The sequence below is a fragment of the Haloprofundus salinisoli genome, from assembly GCF_020097815.1.
In the GTDB taxonomy this organism is placed as follows: Archaea; Halobacteriota; Halobacteria; order Halobacteriales; family Haloferacaceae; genus Haloprofundus; species Haloprofundus salinisoli.
Map to the genome: position 1 here is coordinate 2,077,468 of NZ_CP083663.1, position 26,993 is coordinate 2,104,460.

Here is a 26,993-nt window from a genome sequence, read left to right on the forward strand (position 1 = left end):
CGTTTTGCGGAGAAATCGTTTCGGGCGCTCCGACTCCGCGACGGCGACGAGTGCGCGTTTCAGTACCCAAAAATATTAGAAAACTAACAAAAATATTCCGACCGCGAGAACAGTCACCGCCTTCGGGTGCCCTGCTCAGAGAACCGTCGCACCGTCGCCGATTTCGGTCTGGTACGCCCGCGCGTCGACGCCGAACTCGCCGAAGGTCTCGACCATCGCCGCGGCGATGCGTCTGCGGTCACTCCCGCGACAGACGGCGAGAATCGACGGGCCCGCACCGCTGACGGTGACGCCCGTCGCGCCCGCTCTGAGTGCGGCGGCGCGCACGTCGTCGTAGCCGGTGATGAGCGTCGTGCGGGCGGGCGTGACCACCGTGTCGTTCATCCCGCGGCCGACGAGTTCGGGGTCGCTTCGGCACATCCCGACGGTGAGCGTCGACGCGTTGCCGACTGTCGAGACGAGTTCGTCGAGCGTCGTCTCCGTCGGGAGGACGCCGCGGGCGTCGCGCGTCGAGACGGCGATGTCGGGGAGGCAGGCGACCAGCGGCACGTCGGCGTCGACGCTCGTCACGCCGTCGTCGGTGGCGACGGTGAAGCCGCCGAGCAGCGCGGGCGCGACGTTGTCGGCGTGGGCTTCGCCGGAGGCGACGGCCTCGCCCTTCGCGGCGACGGAGACGAGTTCCTCGCGGCTGAGGCCGCGATTGTACAGCTCGTTGAGTGCCAGGGCGGCGGCCGCTGCGCTCGCGGCCGACGACCCCAGTCCCGAGGAGGGTCGCACGCCTTTGTCGATCTGGATGTGTGCGGGGGCGTCGAGCGCCTCGGCGACGGCTCCGACGGTGTTTTTCTTCGGGTTCTGGGGGATGTACTGGCTGCCGGTGCCGGTCACGTCGATGGTCGTCTCGTCGGCGCGTTCGACGCGAACGACGTCCGCCGGCCGACCGAGCGCGACGCCGAAGACGTCGAAGCCGCTGCCGAGGTTCGCACTGGTCGCGGGCGCGCGCACGGTAATCATAGCCTGCGGTATCCGGAGTCGAGAGAAAAAGGTGGCGAAGCGTGGAGCATCGGTCGCACGCTCGCGGTCGGGCCGTTACTCACTCGCTGGCGGTCACGTACAGCATCGGGCCGATGACCATCAGCGTGATACCGAGAAAGAGGTAATGCACCGGTACGAGGTCCGTCGGCGTGAGCGCGAAGACGAGGCCGAACACGATGAAGTTGATTCCCAGAATCCGGCGCGACCCCAGCGGTAGCGCCCCGAGGGTCAACACGACGAAGCCGAGCAGAAGCGCCTGCCCCACGTTGTAATTGAGCAGGAAACTGTCGATGATCTGCAGGAGCATCCTTACCCGTAAGTGGCCCGGAACTGGGCATTAAAGTTCCGTTCTACCGCTCGCTGCGTTCGTGCTCCGAGCGCTCACGTTCGGCGGGACCGGTGATGTCCAACGGTCGAATCCACCCGTACCAGAGCACGACTATCATCGCCCCGTAACCGACTGTGAAGACGACGCTCCCGATACTGTTGTAGCCGAGTTCGCCCAGCACCCGCCGGACGACGCCCGTCCCGACGATGCCGGTGAACAGAATCAGTATCAGGAGCAGGTTGTTGTGCGTGATGTGTCCGCCGTCACTGTCGGCCATGCCCCCGATTGGCGCTCGGCGTCCCTGAATCACTCGGTTTCCGGGGCCCGTTCGGGTCCCGTCCACGGCACCGACCTCCCCCGTGAGCGTCGGTCGCACGCCACCACGAAGGTTTTGTACGCCGACTCCGACGCCACCGCATGGATTACAGACCGTTGCCGGAGGCGCACGAAGACGCCTTCCGACGGACGCTGCGATACGCGTTCCGGCCCGAGGAGGGCCCCGGACTCGACGACGATCCGCCGGAACGCCCCGACAGTTTCTCGCCTCGCGCGGTGTACGCCACCGGCGACGCGGAGACGCCCGAGGAAGCGCTCGACGCCGACGACATCCGGGCGGTCTGCGGTTGGTACGACTTCTCGATGCTGGTTCGCGGCTCTCCCCGCCGCGTCGGGGGTCTCGCCGCCGTCGCCTCCCCGCCGGAGACGCGTCGACGGGGCCACATCGGGTGGATGCTCGACGCGTTTCTCACCGAGCTGCGAGACGAAGAGATACCGTTTTCGGCGCTGTGGCCGTTCGAGTACGCCTTCTACGGGCGATTCGGCTGGGCGACGACGAACACCTACCAGCGAACGACCGTGCCGCCGGACGAGCTGTTGGCCGTCGTCGGCGACGCGGACGCCGACCCCGGCCGATTCCGACGCATCGACGTCGAGGAGTACGAGCTCGTCGACGCCGTCCACCGCGAGGCGGCGACGGAGACGCTCGCGCTCAGACGGACCGAGGGCTGGTGGCGTCACCGCGTCTTCGACCTCTGGGGGACCGAACCGTACGTCTACGGGTGGGAGGACGCCGACGGCGACCTCCGGGGGTATCTCGTCTACACGGTCGAGAAAAACGACGCCGAGGACGAGAAGACGATGGCGGTCCGCGAACTCGTCGGCGTCGACGCCGTCGCCGAGCGCAACCTGCTCCGGTTCTGCCGCGACCACGACTCGCAGGTCCACCACGTCCGCCTGGACGGACCGCTCGGCGGCGACCTGCTGTTCCGTCTCGCCGACCCCCGCGCGGCGACAGTCGAACGTCGCCCGGGACCGATGATTCGGGCCGTCGACGTGGTCGACGCCGTCGAATCGGCGTCGCCGCCGGCGGACGCGGCCGGCGCGGTGGTGCTCGCGGTGACCGACGCCCACTGCGCGTGGAACGACGGCACGTTCGAGGTGCGCGCCGACGAGTCCGGAGTCACGTGCAGACGGATCGACACCGCCCCCTCGATTCGGCTCGGTATCGGCGCGCTCTCGCAGGTTCTCGTCGGGGCCCGCTCCGCGCGGCAGCTGTGGACCGACGGCCGACTCGAACTGCCCGACGGCGTCGCCGACGCCGACGCGATGGAGGCGGTTGCGACGCTCGACGCGCTGTATCCGACCGAAAACGTGTCTCTCCGCGAGTCCTTCTGACTCGGCGCGCTCGGGAGTCGCCTGACGTCGCTCAGGTTTCGACGGTGTACCCCTGCTCGCGCAGGATATCCGGCACTCTCTCTTTGTGGTTCCCCTGCAACTCGATGACGCCGTCTTCGACGGTGCCGCCGCAGGCGAGTTTCCGCTTCAGCGTCGAGGCGAGTTCCTTCACGTTCGTATCGCCCTCGAAGCCTTTGACGAGCGTGACGGGTTTGCCGTAGCGCCGCGTGTCGACGGAGACGGTGAGCACCTGCTGGGTGCGTTCGAGGTCGTCGTCGATGCCGAGTTCGTCCGGGAGTCCGGAGATCGAACCGAGGTCTTTGTCCTTAGCCACAGTGGATGTAGGGACTCAGAGTATTTGGGTTGTCACTCTTGTTGGTTGCGTGATAAAAAACGAAAGCTGCTAGTTCAGTTGTGGAAGTCTACGGGACCTGCGACTCTGCGATGATGGTGGAGGAACCGCCTGCTGGGTTCTCCCACACGACGCGGATGGTATCCGTGTCTCCATCAACTACTCCGTCAGAAATGACGCTACCGGACGTGAGGGTGGAGTCACTGTTGTAAGCCTCTGGAGCACCCTGAACAGAGATTTCCTCACCGCTGATGTCTGCACCGCCAGCGTGAACAATGGTGACAACAGTTTCGCCCTCCCCGTTTTCACTGTAACTGAAGTCGAAGCTCGCCTGCGGCGCGCTGTTTCCTACCTGATCCCCCAATCCGAGAACGAACGTGCCGATGACAGCCGCCAAAATTACGGTAATGGCAACCATCAAAATTACACCGATAACCGGCGAAACAGCCCGTTCGTCGTTAAACAATTTTTTGATGTTCATGATTGTCTCGAACACACCGTCTGAGTGGAGGCACTGTACCCCGCCATGCGAGGGACCCGTGTGCCGCGGGAGGTGACACCCTGCCCGGATACGTTCTGTCTCATTGGTGTGTCTTACTCCTCCGAAAGAACTCATTACCTATAAATTTAGTGCTTGAACAGTGTCGTCATAAATACTTTCTTTAGAGATTACTATCGCTCGTTAAGCGGTCTACGTCCCGAAATTCGGGACAACCCTCCGAGTTCATTTCGAAGGGCTGACCAATACACGAGTCTGGAGACGGGCGGACGGTAGGGGTTGCCTTCCGCGCCGACCGGGCGCTCCGACTCAGTCGTCGGTTCGCTCGCCCGCTTGGGCCTTCGCTCGTTCGACGCCGCGCTCGACGGCGTACCGCAGTTGCGACGCCGTGAAGCCGCGGAAGTAGTCGTGATCCCGGATGAGGTGGTACTCGTAGTCGGCGGGCGTCACGCCGATGAATCTCACGTCGCATCCACAGACTTCGCAGTCCGGGATGTGGACGTCAGAGCGGGCGTCGGGCGGGTCGTAAAATGACGGCGAGTCGCTCATCGTTCTCCCCCTTCGGACCGTTGCGCTGCGTCGGTCCCCCCTGTTTCTCCTCGCGTGCTCCGCAGGTGTGTCATGCAGTTCTCTCGTTCATCAGAAGGAGACTGTAGTAGGTCTTTTGCTCTGTACGCCCGGTCGCCGGTCACAGAAGCGTCGCACCGCGCGGGAGCCACTCGCGTTCCGTGCGTCTGGCGACCGGACTCTCCCCGACGAGCGTGGGTTCGTCCACCTCGTCGTCGAAGCGGTCCGGGTCGGTGTCGACGAGTTCTAGTCCCGTGGTGAACGCCGACCCGCGGCGTCCGAACACGCTCACGACGCCGCCGGCGCGTCGCTCGTCGTCCGGCGCCTCCCGGGGGTCGGGGAACCGGTCACGGATCGCCTGCGCGCTCGCCGCGAGGTGTTCGGCCGCCTGCTTCTGCGACCAGCGACTGTCGTCGTGATAGATCTCGGCGTACGACTCGTCCGGACAGACGGCCGAGTGCTCGGGTGACTCGTACAGAACGGTGTTTTCGACCACCTGCCCGTGGACGAACCGCGTGTTGATTGTACAGCACCGCGGATACCGAAGGACGACCGGAAAGAAGGTCAAATCGGAGACGGAGTACAGCTGTTGGAGTCGCCACAGCGCTTCGTAGAGATACCCCGCGAGCACCGCCCCTCCGTCGGTTCGCTCGCCCTCGAAGTACGCGTGAGCGACCGACTCGTACTCGTCGCCGACGAACCGCTCGAGCGTGGTCTCGTAACTGGCTCTGATACGCTCGAACTGCTGGTCGCACGCGTCGTGAATCGAAACTCGCGGGTCGGCGATCATCTCGGCTTTCCGCTCGACCGACTCGGCGACTCGCCACATGTTGTGGTGGAACTCCACTTCGGCCTCGACGGTCGGCATCGGGAGACGAACCGCTCGTCTGTGAAACTGGCGGGCCCGCTCGGAGGGAGTCACGTCGAGACGCCGCATCGTCGCCTTCTATCTCTCGCCCGACAGTATCAACCTGTCCCTTCTGGAGATGCGCAGTGCCGTCGGTAGAGGCCGACGCGCTGTCGAGCGTTACCCGCGACCGCCTCACCGACGCCTCACCCGACTGCGAGTGCGACGTTCGTGCCAAATCTTCGGCTCGTACCTAACGGCACTCCCTGAAGGCGCGAGGTCCGCCGTGCGCTCAGTATGCCTCGATTTCCCCGAGTACCTCGTCGGGGTGTTCGGCGTACGCGACCAAGTCGAGTACGCGCTCGGACCACCCCGAGATGTTGTACACGTCCTCGTATCCTTCCGGCGTGACGAGGTCGCCGTACGAACTCAGGTCGACCACGTACAGGTGCGTGTCGGGGGCGACGGTCTCTCGATACACCTCGTACCACCGTTTGACCGTCTCTTCGCTGCCCCACGTCGAGTCCCACAGCTGCATGTCGGTCAGTACGACGACGCGGTCGTAGGCCTCGTCCTCCTCGACGAGGTGTCGAAGCGCCTTCCAGCCGTTCGTGCTGCCGCCGACGTCGCGGGCGAGAATCTTCTTCACCAGTTCGAGGACGGGCGTCTCGTGGTGGGCACGCACCTCCTCGAACTCGTCGGCGAAGACACCGGTCGTCGCCCCCTTCCGCATCAGTACCGCACCGAAGAACGCGGACAGTTCCCGGTACGTCATCGTGCTCCGAGCGGAGAGGCGGGCAGTCATCGACCCCGAGAGGTCGACGGCGACGAACGTCTCGCCGAGCTCGTCGTCGAGATTCTCGGCCGCCCGTTCGATAGCGTCCGAGAGCCAGTTTTGGACGTGGTCGTCTTCGATACCGGCCGCCAGAAGCGCCTCGTGCGCCTGGTAGAACCGGAACGGGTAGAGTTTCGACTCGCGGACGTAGTCGAGGTCCGCGATGCCGAGTATCTCCGCCCCCTCCAGCCCCGCGTCGAGCATGTTCCGAAGGTTACGAATCGTCGCGAACAGCCCCATCTCGGGCAGGACGTCGCGCCACGCGTCGGCGGTGTTGCCCCGCTCGGAGATGACGACTTCCCACGTCTTCGGTGCGTCCAGCGGTTCGACGTCCGGGTAGTCGTCGAGGCCGCCGCGTACGAGGCGCTCGAACACCTCGCGCTCCTCGTCATCCCGCGGTTTGGGGTGAACGAGGTTCATCACGTCGCGGAACGTTACGTCGCGCCGGAGGTTGTTGTACTTCGCGAACTGGTAGCGGTCGAACCTGTGGAACGCGTCGGCGATGCCCTTCTTCAGCGGTTTCGGAATCGGTTTTCCGAACAGCGTGAGTTGGACGGCGACCACGGTGTTCAGTTCGTCCGCACGACGGATGACGCGCGGCGCGTATTCGCGGACGAACGGTTTCGTCGCGTCGTGGTTCGCTGCGAGGACGAGAAGCACCTGTGAGATGTCGCGGAGGTACATCTCGTTTCGCGCGTGAGCCGCGAGTTTGAGCGTGAACTCCGGATTCGACTCTGCGACCGGTTCGAATCGCTCGACGACCGCCACGAGGGCGTCCGTGTCCTCGCGGTAAAACGTGTCTTCGACGAGGTTGTTGACGACGACGGTGTACAGTCCCATTTCGGGCGTCGCCGGCTGGTATGCCTCGCCACCCTCGTAGTTGGTCGTTCGCTGTTTGTCCGTGAGTCGATTCTTGAGTCGGTTGAACTTCATCTGTATCACCGCGCGGGAAAGGGTGCGGACGGGGGTGGTTCGTGGAGAAGGACCCCGTCCGCTCGCCCGCGCTGGTCGGGGAAAACCGCGGGAGCGACGGACGCAGTGGTCCCTGGGTTCGTCGGACAACGAAGGAACGCTCCCGCTCGCCCCGATACGGAAAGACGGGGAATGCCGCGACGGAGGTGCGGGACTCGAACTCGTCAACGACCGTTCGGTCGCTCGAGCCAGTGAGAAGGAACCCCGTCGCTCGCCCCGGAAGGGCTGGGCGGGATTCGAACCCGCGACCGATCGGTTAAAAGCCGACTGCACGACCTGGCTGTGCTTCCAGCCCAAGTGGATCTCACCAAATGCTCCGACGGGGATTCGAACCCCGGTTTCGAGCCCGAGAAGCTCGAGTGATTGTCCGGACTACACTATCGGAGCGCTCGTCGCGTCGGCGATGGGTACGGACCGAATCGAACAGCCATCTCGCGGTCTGGAACCGCGCGTCTTGCCGTTGGACCACGTGCCCGACGGGACGGGTGGGATTCGAACCGAGCGACGAGTCGCTCGTCCCGGGCACCTGCGGGCATCCGGGAACCACGTTTGGGCCACTGAAGTAACCCTGCGCGTCGCACCGCATTGAAACGCGGCGAAAACCCGCACAGGGCGTCCGCATCGCAGGTCACCGTCCCAGTGGAGCGGGAGGGAATCGAACCCCCGTATCCGGAGTGGAACCTGAGAAGGAACCCGCCGCATCGCACCGCGAATGCGGTGAATAACTGCGGCGGGGTTGTCATAGGCGTGCTGCCACTACACCACCGCTCCGAGACGGCTCGCCCCGCGAAACGTCGCTCGCGAGCGTCATCGCCGTCACGCTCTCCGGCAGGAGTCGAACCTGCGTCTTCGGGTCACGGGAGTCCCGAGAGCCCGGCGTCGTACCGCTCGACCACGGAGAACGACCCTGACGCGGGTCGATGTTCGTTCATCTACTGTTCTGCCCTCATAGCAGTCACCGTCGCGGACTGGACGCCGAAGCCGTCGCAGAGCGCATCGGCGACGGCGGCCGCATCGGTGGGGGCCGCGTCGGCGTCCGGTTCGACGGCGACGGTGGCCGTCGCGGTGAGCCGTACCGCGATGTCCGTCGCCCGCGGCCGGAACCCGGTCGGTGCGACCGTTCGAACCGCCTCGACGGCGTCGGCTCGCGCGAGTACGTCGCGGGCGGCGACGGACAGGTCACTGCCCGCGCCACGCGAGACGAGTACCGTGACGTCCGCGGTCACCGTGACTGCGGGCATGGCCTGTGCCATACGCTCCCGGCGCGATTCGAACGCGCGTCCCGGCCTCGAAAGGGCCGGAGGATCGTCCACTACCCCACGGGAGCTGTGTTGGTGGCGAGGAGACGGGCGTACTCCGACTCCGTCGCCGCGGTGGCGTGGGGCGCCACTCCCGCATGGAGTCGGGATTCGCGCACCTCGGGCGGCAACTACCGCCGTCTGCGATGGCGAACCCCGGGCGTTCGACAGCGATACCTCTCGGTGGACTGCGCGTCCACTCGTCTCCGACCGCTGGAGACGACACGCCCTCGATGGACGTGACCGCGACGCCGTTGCGCCGCGGGTTCGATAGTCCCACCACGACTCGAACGTGGGGTTCGGGGTCCAAGGCCCCGCGTGTTTGGCCAACTACACCATGGGACTGCGGCCGTCACGACGACCGGTACGGCGACCGAATCTGGACACGTAGTACGCTCGGCGGTGGCAGCCAGCGACGAAACGGGCGAAGTGACAACGGGGAGAAGAGTCGGACTCCGACTCGACCCACGCCGCAGCGTCGGCTCCGGTCTCGGATGAGAACGCGGAGAATCGTCCGCCGACGTATCGCGTCGTCGTTGGCGTCGACAGCCTTACGCGACGTACGTGGGTTGGGGCCGGAGATACCGAACGTCGCCCGAACCGCGCTGCCACTCTCTGTGTGACAGCGACTCACGTAGTTCGCGTTCGCCCTGTTTCGGGCGTTCGCGTAAGACGGACTGCTCGCTCCGAGCGGGAGCGAGCGTCCGGTGTGAGGTGGTTCGAGACGACATGTTCGGTTGGTGTACTCTCGACTACAGGTGCCGGTATAATAGTCTTGTCGTGACCGTGAAACTGTCTAGCGCGGCTTGGGGACGAAACGACGACCCCCGCGAACCGGCGACGTGTTCCGGGGCACGCAGCCTTATGAGGGGTTTTGTCCTGTGTGAGCTATGAACAAGGAGACGGTGTTCGACTGGGTCGACGAGAACGAATCGCGCCTCGTCGACGTCGCGGAGCGAATCTGGGAGACGCCGGAGTTGGGACTTCACGAGGAACAGTCGGCGGCGACGCTCATCGAACTCCTCGAAGGCGAGGGGTTCGAGGTCGAAAGCGGCGTCGGCGGGATGCCGACGGCGTTCGTCGCGTCCTACGGCGACGGCGGACCGAAAATCGGCATCCTCGGCGAGTACGACGCGCTTCCGGGGCTCTCGCAGAAGGTCGAATCCGAACGCGACCCGATCGAGGAGGGCGGCCCCGGGCACGGCTGTGGCCACAACCTCTTCGGCACCGCCGGGGCGGGTGCGGCCATCGCGGTGAAGGAGGCCATCGACGAGTCCGGCGTCCCCGGAACCGTCGCGTTCTACGGCTGTCCGGCCGAAGAGACGCTCGTCGGTAAGACGTACATGGCGCGAGCGGGCGTCTTCGACGACCTCGACGCGGCGCTGACGTGGCACCCGGGCGACCTCAGTACGCCGCGGATGGGCTCGTCGAACGCGCTCGACTCCATCATGTTCACCTTCGAGGGCGAGGCGGCGCACGCGGGCGGGTCGCCCGACTCCGGACGGAGCGCGCTCGACGCCGTCGAACTGATGAACACCGGCGTCGAGTACATGCGCGAACACATCTCCGACGACGCGCGGATGCACTACGTCATCACCGACGGCGGCGATGCCCCGAACGTCGTCCCCGCGGAGGCGACGGTGTGGCACTACGTCCGCGCGCCGGACCGCGAGGAGGTCGAACGCAACACCGAGTGGCTCCGCGACATCGCAGAGGCGGCGGCGCTGATGACACAGACCGACGTCTCCGAGCGCTTCCTCACCGGCTGCTACGACTACCGCGCCAACGGCGTCGTCTCCGACGTCATCTGGCAGAACATGCGGGCGGTCGGCCCGATTCCGTACGACGACGCCGATTACGAGTTCGCAGCGGAGTTGAAGGCGACGGTCCCAGACGACCGAATCGAGTCGGGGCTCTTGACCGTTCCGGAGGAGCTGTACGACGAAATCAGAGAGAAGTCGCTGCACCCCGACCCGGTCGAGCCGTTCGACCACGACCACCAGACCCACGGGTCGACGGAGGTGTCCGACGTGAGTTGGATTACGCCGACCAGCCAGTTCACGGCGGCGACGTGGCCCGTCGGCGCGCCCGGCCACTCCTGGCAGGTCGTCGCCGCCAACGGCGACTTCGGGCTGAAGGGCGTCGCGTTCACCGCGAAGGTGCTCGCCGGGGCGACGTACGACCTACTGACGAGTCCCGAGCGAGTGGAGGCGGCGCGCGAGGAGTTCGAGGCGGAAATCGGGAGTGACGCGTACGAGACGCCGCTGCCCGAGGATGCGGAACCGCCGTTCGACGTGACGGGGTAGATTCTCGGAGCAGTCGGATTTCGGGCGTCGCAACTCTCAGGTACAGGAACGAGATTAGGTGGCTGGGGAGTTCTGAGCCCGCGTTACGGTCGGTCAGAGACCGACCGTTTGGAAGGTGGGCCAACGCGGGTATCGTATTTGACTCTGCAGCTGCCGTCGTAGTCGAAACTGGGCCGTGGAATTGCATTGTTACAGGTTATCTGGGATGAATTGCTCGCGCCGTCGCATTCGCTGACGGTTCGAGGCTCGGTCGTAGTGCTTCTCAAGAATCTTCTCGCTCACGTCGCCGCGGTCGCTCACTACGTCGCGCGGCGTCCCGGCGTCTCGATACGCAGTGATCGAGCCTGCCCGGACCGGGTGTGAGGAAACGGAATACGGACACTTGCTCGCGTGCTGGCGATATGTCGCCTCGCACTCGTCGAGGTCGCGGTCGTCGGGACACTTCTGCCCGATTGCGCACGGCCGCGTCCACTTGTAGACCCATGTCCGAATCGTCGTCGTACTCGGACGACCGTATCTTGTCGTGAGCAGTGGATCTCGGCCGTGATCGTCGGTGACCCGATTTCGATGCGGACCGTCGATGTAGTCCTGGAGGACAGACGCCACGCGAGGTTTGATCGACACGTCCCGCTCGCCTCGCGCCTTGTTCTTCAACGCTGTCCCCGTCTCGGGACGGTGACGGAAACAGAGCGCGCGGTCGTCAGCGTCGAAATCATCGAGGTCGAGCGCGCGAAGCCCGCCCATCCGACAGGAGGTCCGCCAGAGCAGGAGCATCGCGATGTGTTCGGTCGTCGCGTACTCCCAGTTCTGCATATGCTCCAAAATCGCGTGTGCGCGTTCGGCGTCGAGCGCTCTTTCGTCTACGTCCTCGCCGTCGAGAAGGCGCGGGAGTCGAACGCGAGAGGGCAGCTCGTCCGGAACGCCGTCGATATCCGAGATGTGGTCGAGGAACGTTCGGAGGGTCGAGACCTGTCCCTGCATCGTCACCGAGTTGCAGGGCTCGTCTCCCTCCCAGTTCTCCTCGCGCTTGAACACGCGGTAGGCGTGGATCGTTCGGAGGTCCACATCGTTCATGTTGACAATCGCCTCGTCTCCGTGGTCCGGCGATTCGAGCCACTGCACGAACGATTCGAGTCGGTAGCGGTGGCTCTGGTACGTGTTGTCGGCGAGATCGTACCGGCGCGTATCGAGATAGTAGCTCAACGCCGCCTCCGGCGTGATCGGATCAAGGGAGTCGGTCATCTTCTCACCTGCGGCTTTCGCGTCATTACCCAACGTGACGAAGGCAAGACTGTCAGCGCCATAAGCGAGGGGCTGTCAGTTCCGATACTCGACCGAACTCGTCTTTGTCGCCCGATTTTTCGGCTATTAGTCGCCCTACGCGGATTTCCGATACGTCTCAGCGCGTTCCGATACGTTCCGAAACTCACTGTCGACCCTCCGCGAGATCGCGGGCGGTCACCGTGCGGGCGCGGTGGCCATACGGAATGAGATGGTGGCTCGACGGTCCGCGTGTGGAGATCCCGACGGTTGTCCGTCCGCATGTCGGGCAGGCGATTGACGTGCTATCCGCTCGTCGTGCGGGAGTTTCAATATCCCGCGCTTGGTTTGCGTACATGGCTTCCGTACCGGTTCTACGGGAGCTGACGCGGACCTGGTCCCTACACCGGTCCGCATGCTTTCAAAGCGAACCCGACGGACAGTCGAGACCGCGTGTTGTTCCCGTTGAGCAACAGGTGAGAACGGACTCCACATAAATCTACCTCACTAATTGTTGAGCTATACCTCAATGTTAGTTGAGTAGAATTTGCAGAATCGGCACCTGTAACATTCTGGTTCTACGTGGGTAACTCAATGCGGAAACCGGGGAATTGGATGCAACTACCGACCGATGAACGGATTTTAGAGGCTCTCGGGGACTCTAAAATGATATTATCTCCTGCAGTTATCGCGAAGAATATCGATAGAAGTCGAGAGGAAGTTACCCGTCGATTAGCTATTCTCGTAGATTATGGACTAGTAGAGCGTATCGAACGGGGATATTATGTCATTTCTGAATTGGGACATCAATATTTAGATGGCAACCTGGATGCAAGTGATTTGGACGTTAGAGACTAACTGCTGTTTAGGGCGAGATGAGCGATACGTGTCGGAGTGCACTTGAGCGGATCCGCCTCGTCCAGACTGCTTATGACTGTGGAAAAAGTGGAGCTAGTTTCTCGATCTCGACTTCGCGGCCACCTTGCCTCCGAACTGAGTCGAAAAGATCAGATTATATGCTGGCCTGAGATGAAGTGGCAGAGCTCATTCAGAAGCACTTGATTACAGATGAGGAAAATCGATTATCTGACCTACGGCCGTGACGCAGAGTTCTTTGGGAACCTATTCACTCAGACGCTACCGGTCTTGATGTCGTTGATTATCGGGTCGGCCCCTATTCTCTTACTACCACTGAGAGAGTTCATTCAATCTATTCTATTTGGAATGATTTCACTCATCCTCCTCGTATCTCTATATCTGACGATTAGTTGGCTTTCCGAACGTACGTATTCGATAGGCCTCAGGAATATTCGCTCACGAATCGTATCAGTCTGTGCCTATTCACTATTAGGCATGGGGATTATCAGCGGGGGTTATATTGCCTTCGTCGCACCTCGTGCATACCTGGATTTCTCAGTTGCAGATGTCACTCTCGGAATCGTATATTCTCTACTGTACGCACAATTGGCGGCAGTCGGATTAGTAACGACAATCCGATCAGAGGTGCGAACTAAGCAAGTATCTGAAAATATCGAGGAGTTTCTTAACCTTTCCACGAGGATAGAAAAAGGGACAAGAGACGTTGAGGAAGACGCACCGAAAAGGCTTGTTCAGTTAGCCCGATCAATAGCGGACTCAATTAGGGAAGAGCCTGCATCAGGGACCGAGGAGGTAGCTGAACGGCTGACTAGGTGGGCAGCAAAATTCGAAGATGAAGACGACTTTGTCGGTCGAGAGGAACAGATTCGATCAGAGGAATTTTCAGAATTAGCCAATGATTTATATATCCTGGGTTAATTTGGATTTCTGATGGCTGGCGGCCAATATCTCGATCCGCACCCACGGGATGAGGATTGCGACGAACACATAGAGAATATTCTGATTATCTGCCAGCAAAACGCAGATTGCTTTGGCGATCCGGTCATAGATATCGTCAACCGAGCCTGCAAGAAAGTCGTTGACTACGGAGACTCAATTGGCTCCAGAGAGACCAAAGACGGATACCAATTGTTCGAACAGTCTGTCTGGAGTTCGCCTGAAGAGCAACGCGACGCCCAGTGTCGACTCTTGGCACATAGCCTTTGGATTATTGACCCTCAAACGTTGCTTGAGAAAGAGCTCCGAGTAGGCTTTAGATATCAACTTGCAACGCTACCCGCCGAAGCAAGGGTGTTTACGTGGATTGATGAACAACAAAGTAACCCTGACAAAACACGCGCTGAGATAGAAAGCCAGTATCTCAGTATCCGCGTTGCAGACACCGTAGAGGACATCGAAGCATGGGTGGCAAGCTACTTGGACTTTGGAGTGAATCCTAACGGCAGCGAGCAGACTGTAATTGAGTGGAGTAATGAAGCTGCAGAAATGATAGACGACATAAGAATATAATGCCGGACAGATGGCTCGCGCTCCGTCGTGTCGGAGAATGGGCGGGACTAGAGAGCGATCAGCTCACAAACTACCTCGCTACTGCTCGTCCAGTCCATAATCAGGCCCTCCAAGCCCGGAAGGAAGAAAGTTCGAAGAGCGATCTGCGGGCTGAGTATTTTGACTTTCTGAATGAGGCTGTCTTTCCGGCAGAACCTATCGTCTCGTTCCTCCAGCAAAACCAAATTGATAATCAGATAGTTAAACGATTTGAGACGGGATCTGTACCGGTCAAAGATGCATTCAGAGCGTTGAGCGTCATTGATTACGGCCTTGACGAGATCGTTGACTTCGTAATGCTCCTCAAACTACTTGAACAGTATCAGGAGAGAGCAGAAATTGCGGTTGAGCCTTTAGAGAACCTACACTCGCTTGCGTATCTGGTTAACTACCGGCTCTCCGAATCAGATTCATATGCAGTTTCGGATGACCATGGATTCGGAATGTTAGAAAAGACTGGATTCAGGTACACCTTCGAGCGTAGAGGCGATTACGTCTGGTCGGATAGTTTGCAGAGAGATCAAGACCGTCTCGCTGCCTGGCAGATACTCGATAGAGAGACAATCGACGATCCTCAGCCAGAGTGGGACATTACATACTCGGTTTCTCTTGGAGAGGCGGCCGAACTATTCCTGACGCGGTTTGAGAAACGTCTGAACAACTTTGATAGTTTCTTGTTGAACGAGTGGGAGATCCAGCAGAATACCGTTCTTGAGGACTTTGCTACGTCTTCTAAGGCCGGAATCAGCAGCCACTTGGAATCCCTTGAGCGGTTCAGCACTTGTGGAGACGGCAAAGTCGTATTGAACGGACGGCCAAAGAAGTTCAAATCGGAGCGAGACCAGAAGAAATCCCAGATCAATGTCTGAGCAGCCACCAGTTTTCGAGCGTGTTGACCAGCGAATCGAGCAAGAGGATAAATTCTCAGAGGAACAAAAAAAGAAGTTCAAAGAATTTTTCCGAGAGTATTATGCAGAGTTTCACTTCGAGGCAGATGACATCCGGTTAGACAGATTTTTTGCAAAAAACTTTAGAACGATTGATGAAGCAGATGTCGCGTTTAACCGGGCAGATACGATTCTTTACGGCCGTAACTCTAAGGGGAAAACCAGCTTGGTCAAGGCACTATTGTATAATATTGCAGGTTTGCCCAAGAATCCATCAGCCTTCGATATGACGAACCTCGTCAACAAGAGGAAAAGCGTGCTTTCCACGACGGGGTACTGGACAATTGATGATTCCCCTGCTACGCTTGAAAGGGCACTTCGCCAAAGTGGTCAGGGAAGTTCGTTGTCTGGACATCAACAGCCGTACCTTTCCGAAGGACACACCACAGAGGCAACCATTTCGGGGAAATTCACTGATCCATCGGACGTACTTGAGACATTTGGTCTGCAGTCTCTCAAGCAGAGGGGCCACGATCCATACTCCGTACTGTCGCTATTTTTCTTAATGTCGGAGGACTTCACCAGATTCCTTGGAGAGAAACATTCAGAATTGCTAGACCTCCTGTTCGGAATCAATATCACAACTGTAATCTCGGCTATTGAGAATAAAATTGAGGAGCTGGAACTGGAGGATGAGGAAGATAAAGCAGCGCAGGAATTACGTCGATATGAGAGCGAGCAGGCTAATCTACGGGAGGATCTGGAATCTACAAAGACCCTCCTGCAGGAGAAACTGCACCAGTTAAAAGAGAAAGAAGATGAGCTCGAAAATCTGAGATCTGCTCTTGAGGGCGAGAATCAACTAGAAAAATTCAGAGACAAACGAAACGAACTGAGAGGGCGTTTAGCGGACCTAAAAACGGAACGGAGCGAAGTTGTTGAAGACCTGGCCAGCATCCGCAGAACCATTGAGCGATACCAAGATACAGAACTGGTAAGCGATATGGGTGGAATTGCCGACGAACTGCGGAATTTCATGACGATTCCAGATAGATGTCCGATTTGTACCAACAAGGTGGACACAGAACAACGAGAGGCGATGCTACACGATCATGCTTGCCCTCTGTGTCAGAAGGAGATGCCTGGCGACCGTTATCGAACAGAGGTTGAATATGCACAGTCAGAAAAGGCCACGGAAACAGATGGTGTTCAGTACGAAGAGAGCTTAGAAGAACTTCGTGAACAAGAACAAGAGTTGATTGGGAGAAACCATCATCTTAGCGATTCAATAGGAATTATTGAGGCGAGGATACAGGGCCTCTCAAGAGATATTCAATCGAATGATCTATCTGACATAGCTGACGAAAAAGACAAGCTCCAGCGAGAGGTTCGCAATCTACGAGACGAAACAGTTGAGCTTCGAGTTAAAGAAGAAACACTTGAGCAACAACTTGCCCATGTTACCTACGAACGGAAGGCAAACGCTCACCTCGTTGATATCGCGAAAGAGAAAGATAACCGGCGTCAAGCCTTCCGTCGGCTGAAAGGAATCATTGCAAAGGCTCGGCAAAGTCAACGGAAAAAAATCAAGTCGAGAATAGGAGAGGAGATGCGACACCTCTTCAGTCATTTCTCCGAGGGCACTCTTAGGGACGCTCATAATGTTGAGTTCAAATCCGGAGGATCCTACCATTTCGAAATCGTTACTTCTTCCGGTAGATTGGACTCGTCAGTTGCCGATGAGAGCACAGCCGAGATCAATCTTCATGCACTACTTTTCCATACTGCCGTTTTGAAGCTACTTAGTGAGTCGATCAATACACTACCGCTCAAACTATTCGTCGTCGACTCACCGTTCGCCAACGAAGTTGACGAACGTAACGCAAGAGATATTGCAGATTTTATCACCGCTCTTCCCGAAATTCTCCCAGATTATCAAATAATACTGGCCTCTGCGGAAACTGGAGACTTTGATCCTTCTCGGTACACTAGGAGATACAATCTAGTGGAATTCGACTAAAACATGCGTCGTCAATTCGAAGTGAGTAGAGTGCGCCTTCGTATGATGAATTACATACTCTCGGTTAGCGCACGTACAATTTCGCGGAAAGCATCGTCGACGTTGAACCGCAATGCTTCGACTCAATGTTCCCACTAATCTCTCTATCTGCGCGCTAATTCAGTATTCTTCAACCTAGGATCTCTACCAGCCAAAGAGGTTAGAATGGCGGCTCGTAGGGTTGTGTCGAACCGGAAGGCGGGTTACTAGAAATCTGATTCTACCGCCAGCGACTCTCAATACTCGTCCGATACCTCAACCCAACCACGTCAGTATTACAGCAGTCCTTCACCGTCTGCGGCGGATACTTGCCTCGAACCTCTTCCAAATTCTCGTGACTCTGCACCAAGTGCGTCAGCGCCGCGTCGATCACCACCGACATCGGTGGGTCGTCACTCGGGTCACTCGCCACGATCTCACTGGCTTGCTCTAACAACAGCTGGCGGTCGTCAGTCAACTTCAGGCTGGTTCTCTTAGTCATATAAACGAGGGTATGCACCGGGGGGTCCGATGCGTGAATTTGCAGTCACTCAACAGCGATTCGTTATCAATCGGATCCGCTCGACCGTCGCGGCCGTCTCGATCACGCCGAACGGTGAGCCGATTTCTATGCACCTGCGCTCACCGAAGTGAGCGGGAGGGTGCATACATCGAGGATACTGTATACATCTGCGCTCAACTGGGAGGGGTTAGAGTTGAGCACCCGCTTCCAAGCGCTTGCTGACTTTCTCTTCGGTACGTTGTTGCTCCTGGTGGAGTTTCATCGCGGCGAGTCCCTGCACCATCTCAGTTTCTCGAAGCGGCTTCAGATCCTCGTGGCCGTCAGGGATTGCGCGCACGACGTAGACGCCTTCTCCCATCCGCTGGAGATGCATCATTTGGCAATCTGGGATTGTCCCATCCTCGTCCATGATCCCGTCAAGCGCGAGGTCGCCTTTGTCGAGTGAGATCGTCGGTGTACCGGCTCGGTTGCTGAGTTTACGGATTGGCATTGTTATGTCCACCACCGCGGCCATCCCATGGTACTTAACTGTACATGGTCCCCCGAGAAGTGGATTAGAGATACCCCGCTCTGTTGAAACCCTCAATCAGTGAGAGTTCGCAGAGGTGCTGCTGAATACACAGCGCGAGTCGGTCACGAGTAAGTGGTCATAACGAACAGATTGGAGCGGTAGACACAGAGGGTTTCTCGAACAAACAAATGGTGGACGAATTATGTAGTTATCCGCGCAACAACATATCCAATGAAGATACCGACGGTGATGTGGAACCACATCTCATTGAGTATTGAAGATAACTCGATTATCGAAAATAGGTTGAGATATTGTACGAGAAGGAAAAAGACGAACCCGAGAATCAACGCTCCGATAAGATTCATCGCTTCCCTCCAACCCGACTCAAATCCCATACCTGACAGAGAATCTTGTTTATCTATATGTCTTCTGGACACGACAAATAACAATACACTATACAAAGTTGCTGAAATCTGAACGAGTGACACACCACGATTCTGTGCTGCACAGCACCCTCTGTATCTCGCACTCCGTTACTGACAGTGGTTGAGGAGTTCGATCTCCCACTGCTGAATACAGTGCGCGAATGCAGCATGAGGAGAGAGTCAATCTCCGAAGGACGGTGGTCGGTGAGTACAGGGGTTCTACTTCGCAACCGTCCCCCGGTGACTGACCGCTTAAGATTAGTATTAATAAGACAAACCGCTCTTTGTGTCTTCCTTACAATTATCAGAGTATTCTCGGTAGTAGTGGTTACATGCGACGACTCACTGTAGTTCTCATCGTTGCAGGCACGCTTGCGGTGAGTACAGTACTGGTGGCAGATTCACCCTATAGTCCGACAATAGTGAGTGAACAGAATCCGTTTGCCCCTGACCGACCAGCAACCCTCAATCGCACAACAGCGACTACACATCTCATCGACTATGAACAGACCCGCCTCTATAACGGCCTACTTGGTTCACGGGGATATTCGATTGATGACGGGGATGACATACGTGCAGACTGCACAGCAAGCTCAGTTAATCAGACAGCCACCGATGAGTTCCGTATCCAACTCCAATGCCGAGGAGAGATTGAGGATGTTTACCGACTTATTCAGCCAACCTCGCACTCTTACACGGTAACATATTCTATAGGCGAGGAAAATATCGAGGAACTCTCCATCGAGGGCTACCCCTTTTCATCCAGAGACGAACTGCGTCCGCGACCACCATCTGCAAAATAAGCACTCCTACTTAACGGTTGGTTCAGCGTTGGCGAGATGGAATAAACAAGCCCTCCGTGATGAATACATCCTCTGTATCTCGCACGGTATTTCTGACTGAATCTTGGTAGTTCGTAGAGGTTCTGCTGAATACAAGGCGCGTGTCTTGCAGGGGCAGTTTCGGTGGACTGGGCCGTAACACCATCGTGTGTCTGTCACCGATAGGTATTCAATCCATGTTTGCTACTGACAATCTATGCCCTCCGAAAACCTCGATATTATTGACCGAATAGGTCGAACACTTGTAGTAGGTGTACTCGTTTATTTGACGACATTCGTACTTGCCGTCGGAATTGGAGCGATTGGTGCGAGTCTCCACCCATTATTGGCAATCCTTCTTGGATTGATTACCGTGTACGCTGGCTTCTCCATATATTACTATTACAATCCACAAGAAGCTGGTCAGTAGCCCTCTGTTGATACCACTGTGCTGAACGCATCCTCTGTATCTCGCATTCCGTTACTGACAGCCGTTGAGGAGTTCGCTCACCGACTGCTGAATAGAGGGCGCGAGTCGGTCACTCGAACTTCCCGGTCTCGTTGTTATGTACAGACGAACTATCTCTGGGTCAATCCCACCACAGCATCTGCGATAACATATGACGGAGCGAGAATCATCACTGCAAAGGAGATAAAGAACGCTATGGAGCCGAATATGCTGGCGGGGAACGTGAGCGATGAGAAATCACTCGTCAGCGTCATCATCGCCAAAAGAAATAGTCCGACAATGTGGTAAAGTTCATTTCTATCCACAGACAGTTTTGAGAGGATTTACCCAAGACTGTTTCGATAGCTAAGCACGCTTCTACTGAACGGCTGTTTCACAACTAAAGGCGTGAAACGAACGGCAGTCGGGTGCTGAATACATCCTCTGTATCTTGCACTCCGTTACTGACAGTGGTTGAGGAATTCATATACTGGCTGCTGAATACAGAGCGCGTATCGGTCATCTTGGCTCAGTCTTTCTGTGGACTACTCGAACTGCTCGGTATAGCTAATAGACCTATCGAGGAACGATCTTGAAGAGACGCTGGTCAATTTCCCATTTCACAGCGAAGCTCAAGAAGATGGCCAACACGCCAATCCAGTTGAAAGGCGGCTGTTGAGCGAGCGCGAGCACAATCCCAACTCCGAACAGAACCCACTGTGTCCACTCTCGAGGTTCTCCGGAGCGGTAATGAGAGATGATGAGTGCTACAAGCAGGAGTCCACCAATAAGGCCGACTATGACGGGCTTCGAGACAATTACACCACCGACCGATAGTGTTGGAAACTGATTAGTGACCGCAGCTCCGAATGCGATGAGTAATATAAGGAGTACGGGCCCGAAAACGGTGGACTTACTCAGGTGCACGGACAGGTTCCGATAGAGTACACGTCGACATAGGTATTTGTTTGAGTCAGCCTCACGTTTCAAAATGAGCGCTTCGCCCACCTTCGTATCGGGTATTTCGTCATCAAACGGTTGAAACAGACGATGGCTGCTTGCTGGGTACACCCTCTGTATCTTGCATATCAGTTCTATCATCGGCTGAGGATTTCAACAGAGCTGCTCCTCGGGTTCACCCACAGCACCTCAAAAATGCGCTATGTTCTGAGTGAGAGCCGACGATTTAGAGAGTCGTGGCCGAGTCGGTGGCGGGCTTTCGGTCTCGAATCTCCTCGTAGAACGCGACCGAGTACAGTGCGCCCAGACTCCCGGCGAGCGCCGTGAGGACGGTGGTAAGCACGATCTGTGCGAGGACGCTCGTCAACGGAAGTTGTGCGGGTACGGTCGTCGCAGTCGTCGTCGATTGCGGCAGCAAGAAGAACTGCGCACCGGCGACGACGCCGCCGACCGCGAGGGCACCAGCCATCGTGACGAGGAAGAACCCGGCGGTGCTCAGAAGGTTCCGTCGGACGAGGCCGACACTCCCTTTGAGACCCGAAACAGCGCTTGCGTCGTTCAGGACGATTTCGTGGCTGTAGAACTGTATGAAGAAGGCGAACACGAGGTAGACGAGGCCGACGACGAGACCGACGCCGAGGCCGATGAGTAATCCAGTCTGGCTGCCAGTCGCGGCGGAGAAGATGCCGGCGAAGATGCCGGCGAAGACGACGAACATCAACACGAGAACGACCCCGGTAACGGCGAGGTACGCGGCCAGTAGTGAGACATAATTCTCTTTGCCGGTCTGGACGAACGTCCCGAGTTTTGTTTTCGTTCTGAGCGCCTCGTCGGCCATGCCGATAATCCCACCTTGGGCGAACGGAACGCCGAAGATGTACACGACGAAGAGCAGTGCCGAAACGGCGAGCGAGAGTATTGGACTGACGTACTGTGCGAGCAACTGCGGTGCTTGCATGAGACCAAGCAATCCAACCAACGCGATGAGGATCGGATTTTGGGCTAGTGCACCAGGCACCTTTCGGAGGGCATTCAGGACAGCCATCGGTCACTTCTCTAACTCAATTCCTGATAGTAGTTCCGGTACGTTGACTATTTTCGGCGCTGTCAACATTCGATTCGAGTCACCCTGCGGCGACTCGAGGACACGTCAAGCGAAGTAACTCGTCGTTCGGCGGATACAAACCGACGATTCAGGCGTTTTGTCGCATCACGAATAACGACATCGGGAGACTTGCCGCCACGAGACCGTACACGCCACCCATCAGCGGGTCGACACCCAGAGAGGGTGCGAGCAGATACCCGGAAACGAATCCGAATGGGTCGAGAACGAGCGCCAAGATGATGATCTGTACCGAGAACGATTTCGACTCGAACCACCGAGAAACGTCGCGTATCATGGAGGGTTGCTAACGGATTTTCAGCACCGCTATTTAATTCTATTCGACTGACGTGACTATTCGGAGCTGTGTTGTTTTCCCAGGAGTACGCTGGTGGTCGTAATATCACTGTATTTACAATTCCTGTGTCACTGGAGGCGACGATGATGACGACGGAAACAACTGAGTAAGAAATCGCCACCTATGATGAGGACGTAATCGCCGGTAGCGCGAAGGAACTCCACGAAGTCTCTGGCGTAGCGCCCGGCGCGGTCGTGAAGGGTACGTACTGCGATCTCCTGAAGGAGTGCCACCTCAACCACGGCGGGAGTCAGAGGGAGTTCTACGAGTTCCAAGCAGCGAAGGGAGCCTTATTTCTGAATTCTGAGTGGCCTGACGAGGATTGGCGGTCAGTGAACACGTCACCATGACTACCGCGCCTGACCTTTTTATTGACACCGTGTTAGCGTTTGTCAGTGATGTGAACTCGCGAATAGAATTTGGACTCTCTGGTAGATCCAACCTCTGTATCCAACACACAACTTCTGATAGGGAATGGGGAGGTGTCTACAGTCGTGCTGAATACAGGGCGCGTATCGGTCACCAATTCAATGCATGATTTGAACGATTCCGATTGCTCAGTATAGATGGTGGACGTACCACATCATACACAGGGAAGACTTATTGTAAACTGTAAGAATAGTTGGACAATGACTGTTGGTCAATCGGCCAGTAGGGTCTGGAAACACCCGACTGGGCGTCTTTTGTCCCTTCTCGTTGGTGGGGGATTCGTAGCTGGGGTGCTGACGATGTATCCGCAGATACTGCCCGTAATCAGGTGGGCTATTCCGGTGTGTCTTGTTCTCGGCGGCGCGTCTCGGTTCTATTTCTATGGAGCAGGAGATTCCCTGACCGTGGCTGCAGGCTGTCTGCTGATACTCGGTGGATTCACCTATGCTTTGTACCTGCTGACCTCGATGGGCGAACGTACCGCAACGGTAGCTCAACTCGTCCCTGTCATCGGCATTTTTGTAGAAATGTTCGCTGCCCATTACCGCAATCGAGAGTGAGTACGTAATTCGATAGATTTGCAGGCCTACCGAACGGTTAGTTCGCTGCCACCAACGTGAAACAAACGGCGCACCCGTGCTGAACTCATCCTCTGTATCGGTCACGCCAATTCTGGAAGGGAATAGGCAGGTGAATCGTATTCTGCGAGATACACAGCGCGAGTCGGTCACTCGACCCCCGCTGGTCTTGATGTTAGATCCAGAGAGTTCTCAGACTCAATAAAAGCAACTGTATATACTTCTTTAGTTCAAAATGAGGCCGAGTGTCTTACTAAATGTCACATACAGAGCTAGAGTTACTACAACCCGACTTAGAATACCGAGTCCAAAGAAATCGCCCACAAGAAAACCAAGGACGACGGTGAAAACCACCGCAAGATAGGTGGCCCACCCCGGAAGTGCCTCGGCTATAGCGTCGTGCATATTGAACTGTCTACTGTATGTCTGTGATGCGACCTATATCCTCCGGAGCAGACAGCGGTGCGAGATTGAAGCGGTAAATGCACACTACCTGAGGGCTGTTTCATCACTGGTCGAGTGAAACAAACATCAATGGCTTGCTGAACTCACCCTCTGTATTCAGCACGCAACTTCTGTCACGATTTGGGGATTTCAGCGGAGTCTGAAACCCCGAGATTTCGATGTCTCACTGGTTCTTTTGAGTTTCTCTGTTCTCGCTACGGTGATCGGGGTTAGTAGCTGTCTCACGATGCTATCCACAGTGCGGAGTCAAATCAAGAGACCGCGGCAAGGTGGATTGTTGGATTTGGATACCGGGTCCTATTTACTAACCAGATACTCCGGCCCATGCCCATGGCGGACTTCCCTCCGGTCGTCCTCGACGCGATGGGCGCTGTGATCAGGGACGGGGTTGGAGTATATAAGACGCGCACGCAAGGGAACACGTGCGTGCTGATGAAAAGTTTGGGTTCAGCACTGTCTACACTAGCGCGAAGACGGAGGAATACCGTAACCGGACGAATCCTCCTACTAATTCAGATATTTGAGGTGCTGAATTTTGAACAGAATTTATAACGGAACCGCTTGTCAATAGTGTCCTCTCGGATTACGAACGTCGCGACACCCATATTGTCCTGTTCTCCTTTCCACTCCAACCGTGCTTCCAGGTTTTTTGTTGCAACGGTAATCGTCGGGCGCTCCCCGTCGTCAATTATGTCATCGGAGAGCCAGTGATCACCCTCAGGTATCGAGATCTCTTTTTGATCATCGTCAATGGTTAGAACTACCTCTAAATCCGACTGTACGCCGTTGTCAATCTCGATATCTGCCGAACTATCCGGATCGAACCACGGTGGTGGGGCACCATCACGTCCAGTGGGTAATGGCTCGCAATTTCTCTGCTCTTGGTCTGATTCCTCTCTTTTAGTAGGAGATGAAGTCGGTGTTGGCGACTGTGTCTGTCCGGTAGACAATCGACTCATACATCCTGCGCTGGCCCCTGTGACAATTCCACAGATAGCCCTGAGTATGGATCTCCGTCCAAACAGTTCAACCATTAGTCAGTAATCCACGCAAGAGACAATAAGAACGAGGTAACGTCAAAAAGGAGTTTTACTAACCAGAGCAAAACTAAATCCGGAGAATCCAGTCGGGGTGGCCGGAGATGGAATCTCGACGGTTTCATATGGAGAAAACCAGCCACCACCGAAGGCGGAGTACATTTTCAGCAAGTGCCCTTAGGCACACTCCCTAAGGGGATCTTCCCATCCACTGGGAAGATTTCCGACTCGATCGGCGCGAAGCGCAGTTCGCGACGACTCAATGCATCCACCCGAAATCGTGGTTCGGACAGATTCGAGGGAGAAAATGAGGCTTCGATTGCCGGATATTTGACTCAGAAATAGCGTTGCCACTCACGAGGACCGCTGGTCAGCCGATCCAGTTGCTCACTCGCCGCGTGAACCAGTCCTCACCGTCAGCAGACGACTCGAACATCATCCGTTCGTACTGCACAGCATCACGACCTGCCTGGACCCATGCTCGACGTCCTTCCCGAATCGCCTCGCTGATGTGTGGCAGTAGTGGGTCCGACTTGGCGACTGAGACCAACGTTCCAATTCTGAAGCCGTCAACAGCCCCATGGTCGTCTCGGGCGAGGTCCACCGCCCACTTGGTCATCCAATTTTGCAACGCGCTGTCTGCCGCTGCTCGCGTCTCAGAGTTGAGCACCTTCGCGGCGCGGTCAGCCTTCGACCGGACGAACCGATCTGTCTGCTCAGCAATCGCGGCCACCTCTTGCTTGAACTTGAGTGAACGGAGGTCGAGATCGCCGTTGTCGTTTCGGACTAGCTCACCGAGTTCCTGGAGGTAGCGGTAGATCGTACTCACCGAGTAACCGGTGTCGTCAGCTAAGTCCTCGTAGTGACGGCCGCCGTCGGTCGCCAGTTCGTAGACGACATCCTCAGCGCCTTCGCTCAACTCGCGTAGTGTCGTCACCAGGAGCGCTTCTTCGTGAGCCTCGATCTCCGGCGACGGATCGTCGTAGCGAGCAATCCGAATCTCGGATTCTGCCGGCGAGAAGTGGTCGTCCTCGATGTACGTTCCTGGCGAGTGTGGATCGACCGGGATTCCCGCCCAAGAGAGAACGTTAATCACCGTTTCCTCGATCTCACGGCGCAGTTCGCGGAGGTCGTTCCAGGCGAATGCTCGCCCGTCGTTGAACGCCTTCTTCAACAGCACACCGAATTTCGGGTGAAACAATGCGTCATCCTCAGTCTCGTCTGAACGAACGTACTTCGGATGATAGCATTTCAGCTGCTTTCCGCGTGAGTTCGTCGGCATGAGCTTCTGCGCGGCTTCAGGCCAGAGTTTCAGCCGGTGGTTCTTCCCGATGATCTCCTCGTTGTCACCAGCGAAAATCCATTTCGTCCCTTGTTCACTCGACAAGAGGAAGAACAGGCGGTAGAACGTCCCTCCGGCGCGAACCAGCTTCTGAGCCATGTCGCGTGAGAGCCGGACGTATCGCTCGTAGGTGTAGAGGTTCGACGACTCGTGAACCTCGGTAAAGTAGTCGCGCCGGACCATCAACGCGGCCTCGTCAGCGAGCGCGCAGAACGCCGCGCGCAGTAGAGGTGGGTACTCCTCGGGTTCGAGGTTTGAGCCGTGGAAGTCAACGTCGACGCCCTCGCCGCCAGGTTGCCACGGAATGCGCAACTTCTCTCCGTCGGGGTTGCACATCTCCTCGAATCGAGGTGAGACATTGAAGTGTGCCTTCTTCTGTCCAAGCCCCTCACAGTGAATCTCGTACTCGTAGAGCGTCGAGCGCGTGATTCCGTCTGATGGGCGCGGGGCGATGTTCGAATCCGAGTAGGCGAGTTTCACGTGCCACGGGTCACCGTCGTGCTCGAAGTTGACTTCTCCAGAGTAGCCGTTGAAACCTTGGTGCAACAGTTTGGACACTGCCCAGTAGGGACTGAGGCCATGTTCCGGGAAGATAAGATGCCCCTCAGCCTCGTGAGGCGCTGTGGCGACGTGGGTCACAGCAATCCCTCCCGGTGGAGGGCGCATCCCCCG

Annotated in this window: 25 protein-coding genes and 7 tRNA genes; 8 read left to right on the plus strand and 24 right to left on the minus strand. The window is 57.4% G+C overall.

Going from position 1 to position 26,993, the window contains the following annotated elements; genetic code table 11:
- Positions 1 to 135: 135 nt before the first annotated feature.
- The 3 genes from LAQ73_RS11050 to LAQ73_RS11060 all read right to left on the minus strand — a co-directional run bounded on the left by LAQ73_RS11050 (position 136) and on the right by LAQ73_RS11060 (position 1,637).
- Positions 136 to 1,011, minus strand: coding sequence for a homoserine kinase (locus tag LAQ73_RS11050; protein WP_224268343.1), 876 nt, complete (start codon positions 1,009 to 1,011; stop codon positions 136 to 138).
- Between the two features lie 79 nt (positions 1,012 to 1,090).
- On the minus strand, positions 1,091 to 1,339 hold the full coding sequence (locus LAQ73_RS11055) for a DUF8006 family protein (RefSeq protein ID WP_224268344.1): 249 nt from the start codon (positions 1,337 to 1,339) through the stop codon (positions 1,091 to 1,093).
- A gap of 43 nt (positions 1,340 to 1,382) precedes the next feature.
- Positions 1,383 to 1,637 carry a DUF7996 family protein gene (locus LAQ73_RS11060; RefSeq protein ID WP_224268345.1) on the minus strand — a complete coding sequence of 85 codons (255 nt, stop codon included), beginning with the start codon at positions 1,635 to 1,637 and terminating at the stop codon, positions 1,383 to 1,385.
- 140 nt (positions 1,638 to 1,777) lie between these two features.
- Here LAQ73_RS11060 and LAQ73_RS11065 point away from each other — a divergent pair, with 140 nt between their 5' ends.
- Positions 1,778 to 3,034, plus strand: a complete 1,257-nt coding sequence (locus LAQ73_RS11065) for a GNAT family N-acetyltransferase (protein WP_224268346.1) — start codon at positions 1,778 to 1,780, stop codon at positions 3,032 to 3,034.
- Between the two features lie 31 nt (positions 3,035 to 3,065).
- Here the strand turns inward: LAQ73_RS11065 and yciH are convergent, their stop codons facing one another.
- The 13 genes from yciH to LAQ73_RS11130 all read right to left on the minus strand — a co-directional run bounded on the left by yciH (position 3,066) and on the right by LAQ73_RS11130 (position 8,749).
- A complete protein-coding gene (gene yciH / locus LAQ73_RS11070) occupies positions 3,066 to 3,368 on the minus strand; it encodes a stress response translation initiation inhibitor YciH (protein WP_224268347.1) in 303 nt (100 codons plus the stop codon).
- Positions 3,369 to 3,456: 88 nt separating this feature from the next.
- Positions 3,457 to 3,867, minus strand: coding sequence for a type IV pilin domain-containing protein (locus LAQ73_RS11075; protein WP_224268348.1), 411 nt, complete (start codon positions 3,865 to 3,867; stop codon positions 3,457 to 3,459).
- 327 nt (positions 3,868 to 4,194) lie between these two features.
- Complete coding sequence (locus tag LAQ73_RS11080; protein ID WP_224268349.1) at positions 4,195 to 4,434, minus strand: hypothetical protein; 240 nt, start codon at positions 4,432 to 4,434, stop codon at positions 4,195 to 4,197.
- Between the two features lie 139 nt (positions 4,435 to 4,573).
- The gene (locus tag LAQ73_RS11085; RefSeq protein WP_224268350.1) at positions 4,574 to 5,389 is read right to left on the minus strand and encodes a hypothetical protein; all 816 of its coding nucleotides are present in this window, start codon (positions 5,387 to 5,389) and stop codon (positions 4,574 to 4,576) included.
- Positions 5,390 to 5,591: 202 nt separating this feature from the next.
- Positions 5,592 to 7,067, minus strand: a complete 1,476-nt coding sequence (locus LAQ73_RS11090) for a TROVE domain-containing protein (protein ID WP_224268351.1) — start codon at positions 7,065 to 7,067, stop codon at positions 5,592 to 5,594.
- A gap of 260 nt (positions 7,068 to 7,327) precedes the next feature.
- Positions 7,328 to 7,401, minus strand: a tRNA-Lys gene (locus LAQ73_RS11095).
- 17 nt (positions 7,402 to 7,418) lie between these two features.
- Positions 7,419 to 7,493 (minus strand) — tRNA-Glu (locus LAQ73_RS11100).
- Between the two features lie 17 nt (positions 7,494 to 7,510).
- Positions 7,511 to 7,581, minus strand: a tRNA-Trp gene (locus LAQ73_RS11105).
- Positions 7,582 to 7,746: 165 nt separating this feature from the next.
- Positions 7,747 to 7,877 (minus strand) — tRNA-OTHER (locus tag LAQ73_RS11110).
- A 48-nt stretch (positions 7,878 to 7,925) separates the two neighbouring features.
- A tRNA-Glu gene (locus LAQ73_RS11115) sits at positions 7,926 to 8,009 on the minus strand.
- Between the two features lie 29 nt (positions 8,010 to 8,038).
- On the minus strand, positions 8,039 to 8,359 hold the full coding sequence (locus LAQ73_RS11120) for a hypothetical protein (protein ID WP_224268352.1): 321 nt from the start codon (positions 8,357 to 8,359) through the stop codon (positions 8,039 to 8,041).
- A 1-nt stretch (position 8,360) separates the two neighbouring features.
- Positions 8,361 to 8,433: transfer RNA gene (locus LAQ73_RS11125), tRNA-Glu, on the minus strand.
- A 242-nt stretch (positions 8,434 to 8,675) separates the two neighbouring features.
- A tRNA-Gln gene (locus LAQ73_RS11130) sits at positions 8,676 to 8,749 on the minus strand.
- Between the two features lie 545 nt (positions 8,750 to 9,294).
- Between LAQ73_RS11130 and LAQ73_RS11135 the strand changes: the two genes are divergently transcribed.
- Positions 9,295 to 10,710: an amidohydrolase gene (locus tag LAQ73_RS11135; protein WP_224268353.1), complete on the plus strand. Its 1,416-nt coding sequence runs from the start codon at positions 9,295 to 9,297 to the stop codon at positions 10,708 to 10,710.
- 189 nt (positions 10,711 to 10,899) lie between these two features.
- Here LAQ73_RS11135 and LAQ73_RS11140 read toward each other — a convergent pair whose 3' ends face one another.
- Complete coding sequence (locus LAQ73_RS11140; RefSeq protein WP_224268354.1) at positions 10,900 to 11,952, minus strand: integrase; 1,053 nt, start codon at positions 11,950 to 11,952, stop codon at positions 10,900 to 10,902.
- 612 nt (positions 11,953 to 12,564) lie between these two features.
- Here LAQ73_RS11140 and LAQ73_RS11145 point away from each other — a divergent pair.
- From LAQ73_RS11145 to LAQ73_RS11165, 5 genes are all read left to right on the plus strand, one after another.
- The gene (locus tag LAQ73_RS11145; protein ID WP_224268355.1) at positions 12,565 to 12,828 is read left to right on the plus strand and encodes a transcriptional regulator; all 264 of its coding nucleotides are present in this window, start codon (positions 12,565 to 12,567) and stop codon (positions 12,826 to 12,828) included.
- A gap of 495 nt (positions 12,829 to 13,323) precedes the next feature.
- On the plus strand, positions 13,324 to 13,767 hold the full coding sequence (locus LAQ73_RS11150; protein ID WP_224268356.1) for a hypothetical protein: 444 nt from the start codon (positions 13,324 to 13,326) through the stop codon (positions 13,765 to 13,767).
- 12 nt (positions 13,768 to 13,779) lie between these two features.
- Positions 13,780 to 14,358, plus strand: a complete 579-nt coding sequence (locus LAQ73_RS11155) for a hypothetical protein (RefSeq protein ID WP_224268357.1) — start codon at positions 13,780 to 13,782, stop codon at positions 14,356 to 14,358.
- Complete coding sequence (locus tag LAQ73_RS11160; RefSeq protein WP_224268358.1) at positions 14,358 to 15,266, plus strand: hypothetical protein; 909 nt, start codon at positions 14,358 to 14,360, stop codon at positions 15,264 to 15,266. The genes LAQ73_RS11155 and LAQ73_RS11160 overlap by 1 nt, the downstream gene beginning before the upstream one ends.
- Complete coding sequence (locus LAQ73_RS11165; RefSeq protein ID WP_224268359.1) at positions 15,259 to 17,304, plus strand: AAA family ATPase; 2,046 nt, start codon at positions 15,259 to 15,261, stop codon at positions 17,302 to 17,304. Before LAQ73_RS11160 ends, LAQ73_RS11165 begins: the two co-directional genes overlap by 8 nt.
- Positions 17,305 to 17,563: 259 nt before the next feature.
- On the opposite strand, the gene LAQ73_RS11170 is transcribed toward LAQ73_RS11165, so the two are convergent.
- From LAQ73_RS11170 to LAQ73_RS11190, 5 genes are all read right to left on the minus strand, one after another.
- The gene (locus LAQ73_RS11170; protein WP_317988505.1) at positions 17,564 to 17,824 is read right to left on the minus strand and encodes a DUF7386 family protein; all 261 of its coding nucleotides are present in this window, start codon (positions 17,822 to 17,824) and stop codon (positions 17,564 to 17,566) included.
- 208 nt (positions 17,825 to 18,032) lie between these two features.
- Positions 18,033 to 18,335: a DUF8053 family protein gene (locus LAQ73_RS11175; RefSeq protein WP_224268361.1), complete on the minus strand. Its 303-nt coding sequence runs from the start codon at positions 18,333 to 18,335 to the stop codon at positions 18,033 to 18,035.
- 1,846 nt (positions 18,336 to 20,181) lie between these two features.
- Positions 20,182 to 20,376, minus strand: coding sequence for a hypothetical protein (locus tag LAQ73_RS11180; RefSeq protein ID WP_224268362.1), 195 nt, complete (start codon positions 20,374 to 20,376; stop codon positions 20,182 to 20,184).
- Between the two features lie 860 nt (positions 20,377 to 21,236).
- Positions 21,237 to 22,055 carry a DUF7847 domain-containing protein gene (locus tag LAQ73_RS11185; protein ID WP_486606347.1) on the minus strand — a complete coding sequence of 273 codons (819 nt, stop codon included), beginning with the start codon at positions 22,053 to 22,055 and terminating at the stop codon, positions 21,237 to 21,239.
- A gap of 148 nt (positions 22,056 to 22,203) precedes the next feature.
- Positions 22,204 to 22,410, minus strand: coding sequence for a DUF8141 family membrane protein (locus tag LAQ73_RS11190; protein ID WP_425601108.1), 207 nt, complete (start codon positions 22,408 to 22,410; stop codon positions 22,204 to 22,206).
- Between the two features lie 626 nt (positions 22,411 to 23,036).
- On the opposite strand from LAQ73_RS11190, the gene LAQ73_RS11195 reads away from it, so the two are divergent.
- Entirely contained in the window at positions 23,037 to 23,459 is a 423-nt protein-coding gene (locus LAQ73_RS11195; RefSeq protein ID WP_224268364.1) for a hypothetical protein, read from the plus strand.
- 995 nt (positions 23,460 to 24,454) lie between these two features.
- Here the strand turns inward: LAQ73_RS11195 and LAQ73_RS11200 are convergent.
- A complete protein-coding gene (locus LAQ73_RS11200; RefSeq protein WP_224268365.1) occupies positions 24,455 to 24,976 on the minus strand; it encodes a hypothetical protein in 522 nt (173 codons plus the stop codon).
- Positions 24,977 to 25,349: 373 nt separating this feature from the next.
- Positions 25,350 to 26,960: a DUF7845 domain-containing protein gene (locus LAQ73_RS11205; protein ID WP_224268366.1), complete on the minus strand. Its 1,611-nt coding sequence runs from the start codon at positions 26,958 to 26,960 to the stop codon at positions 25,350 to 25,352.
- Positions 26,961 to 26,993: the final 33 nt, after the last annotated feature.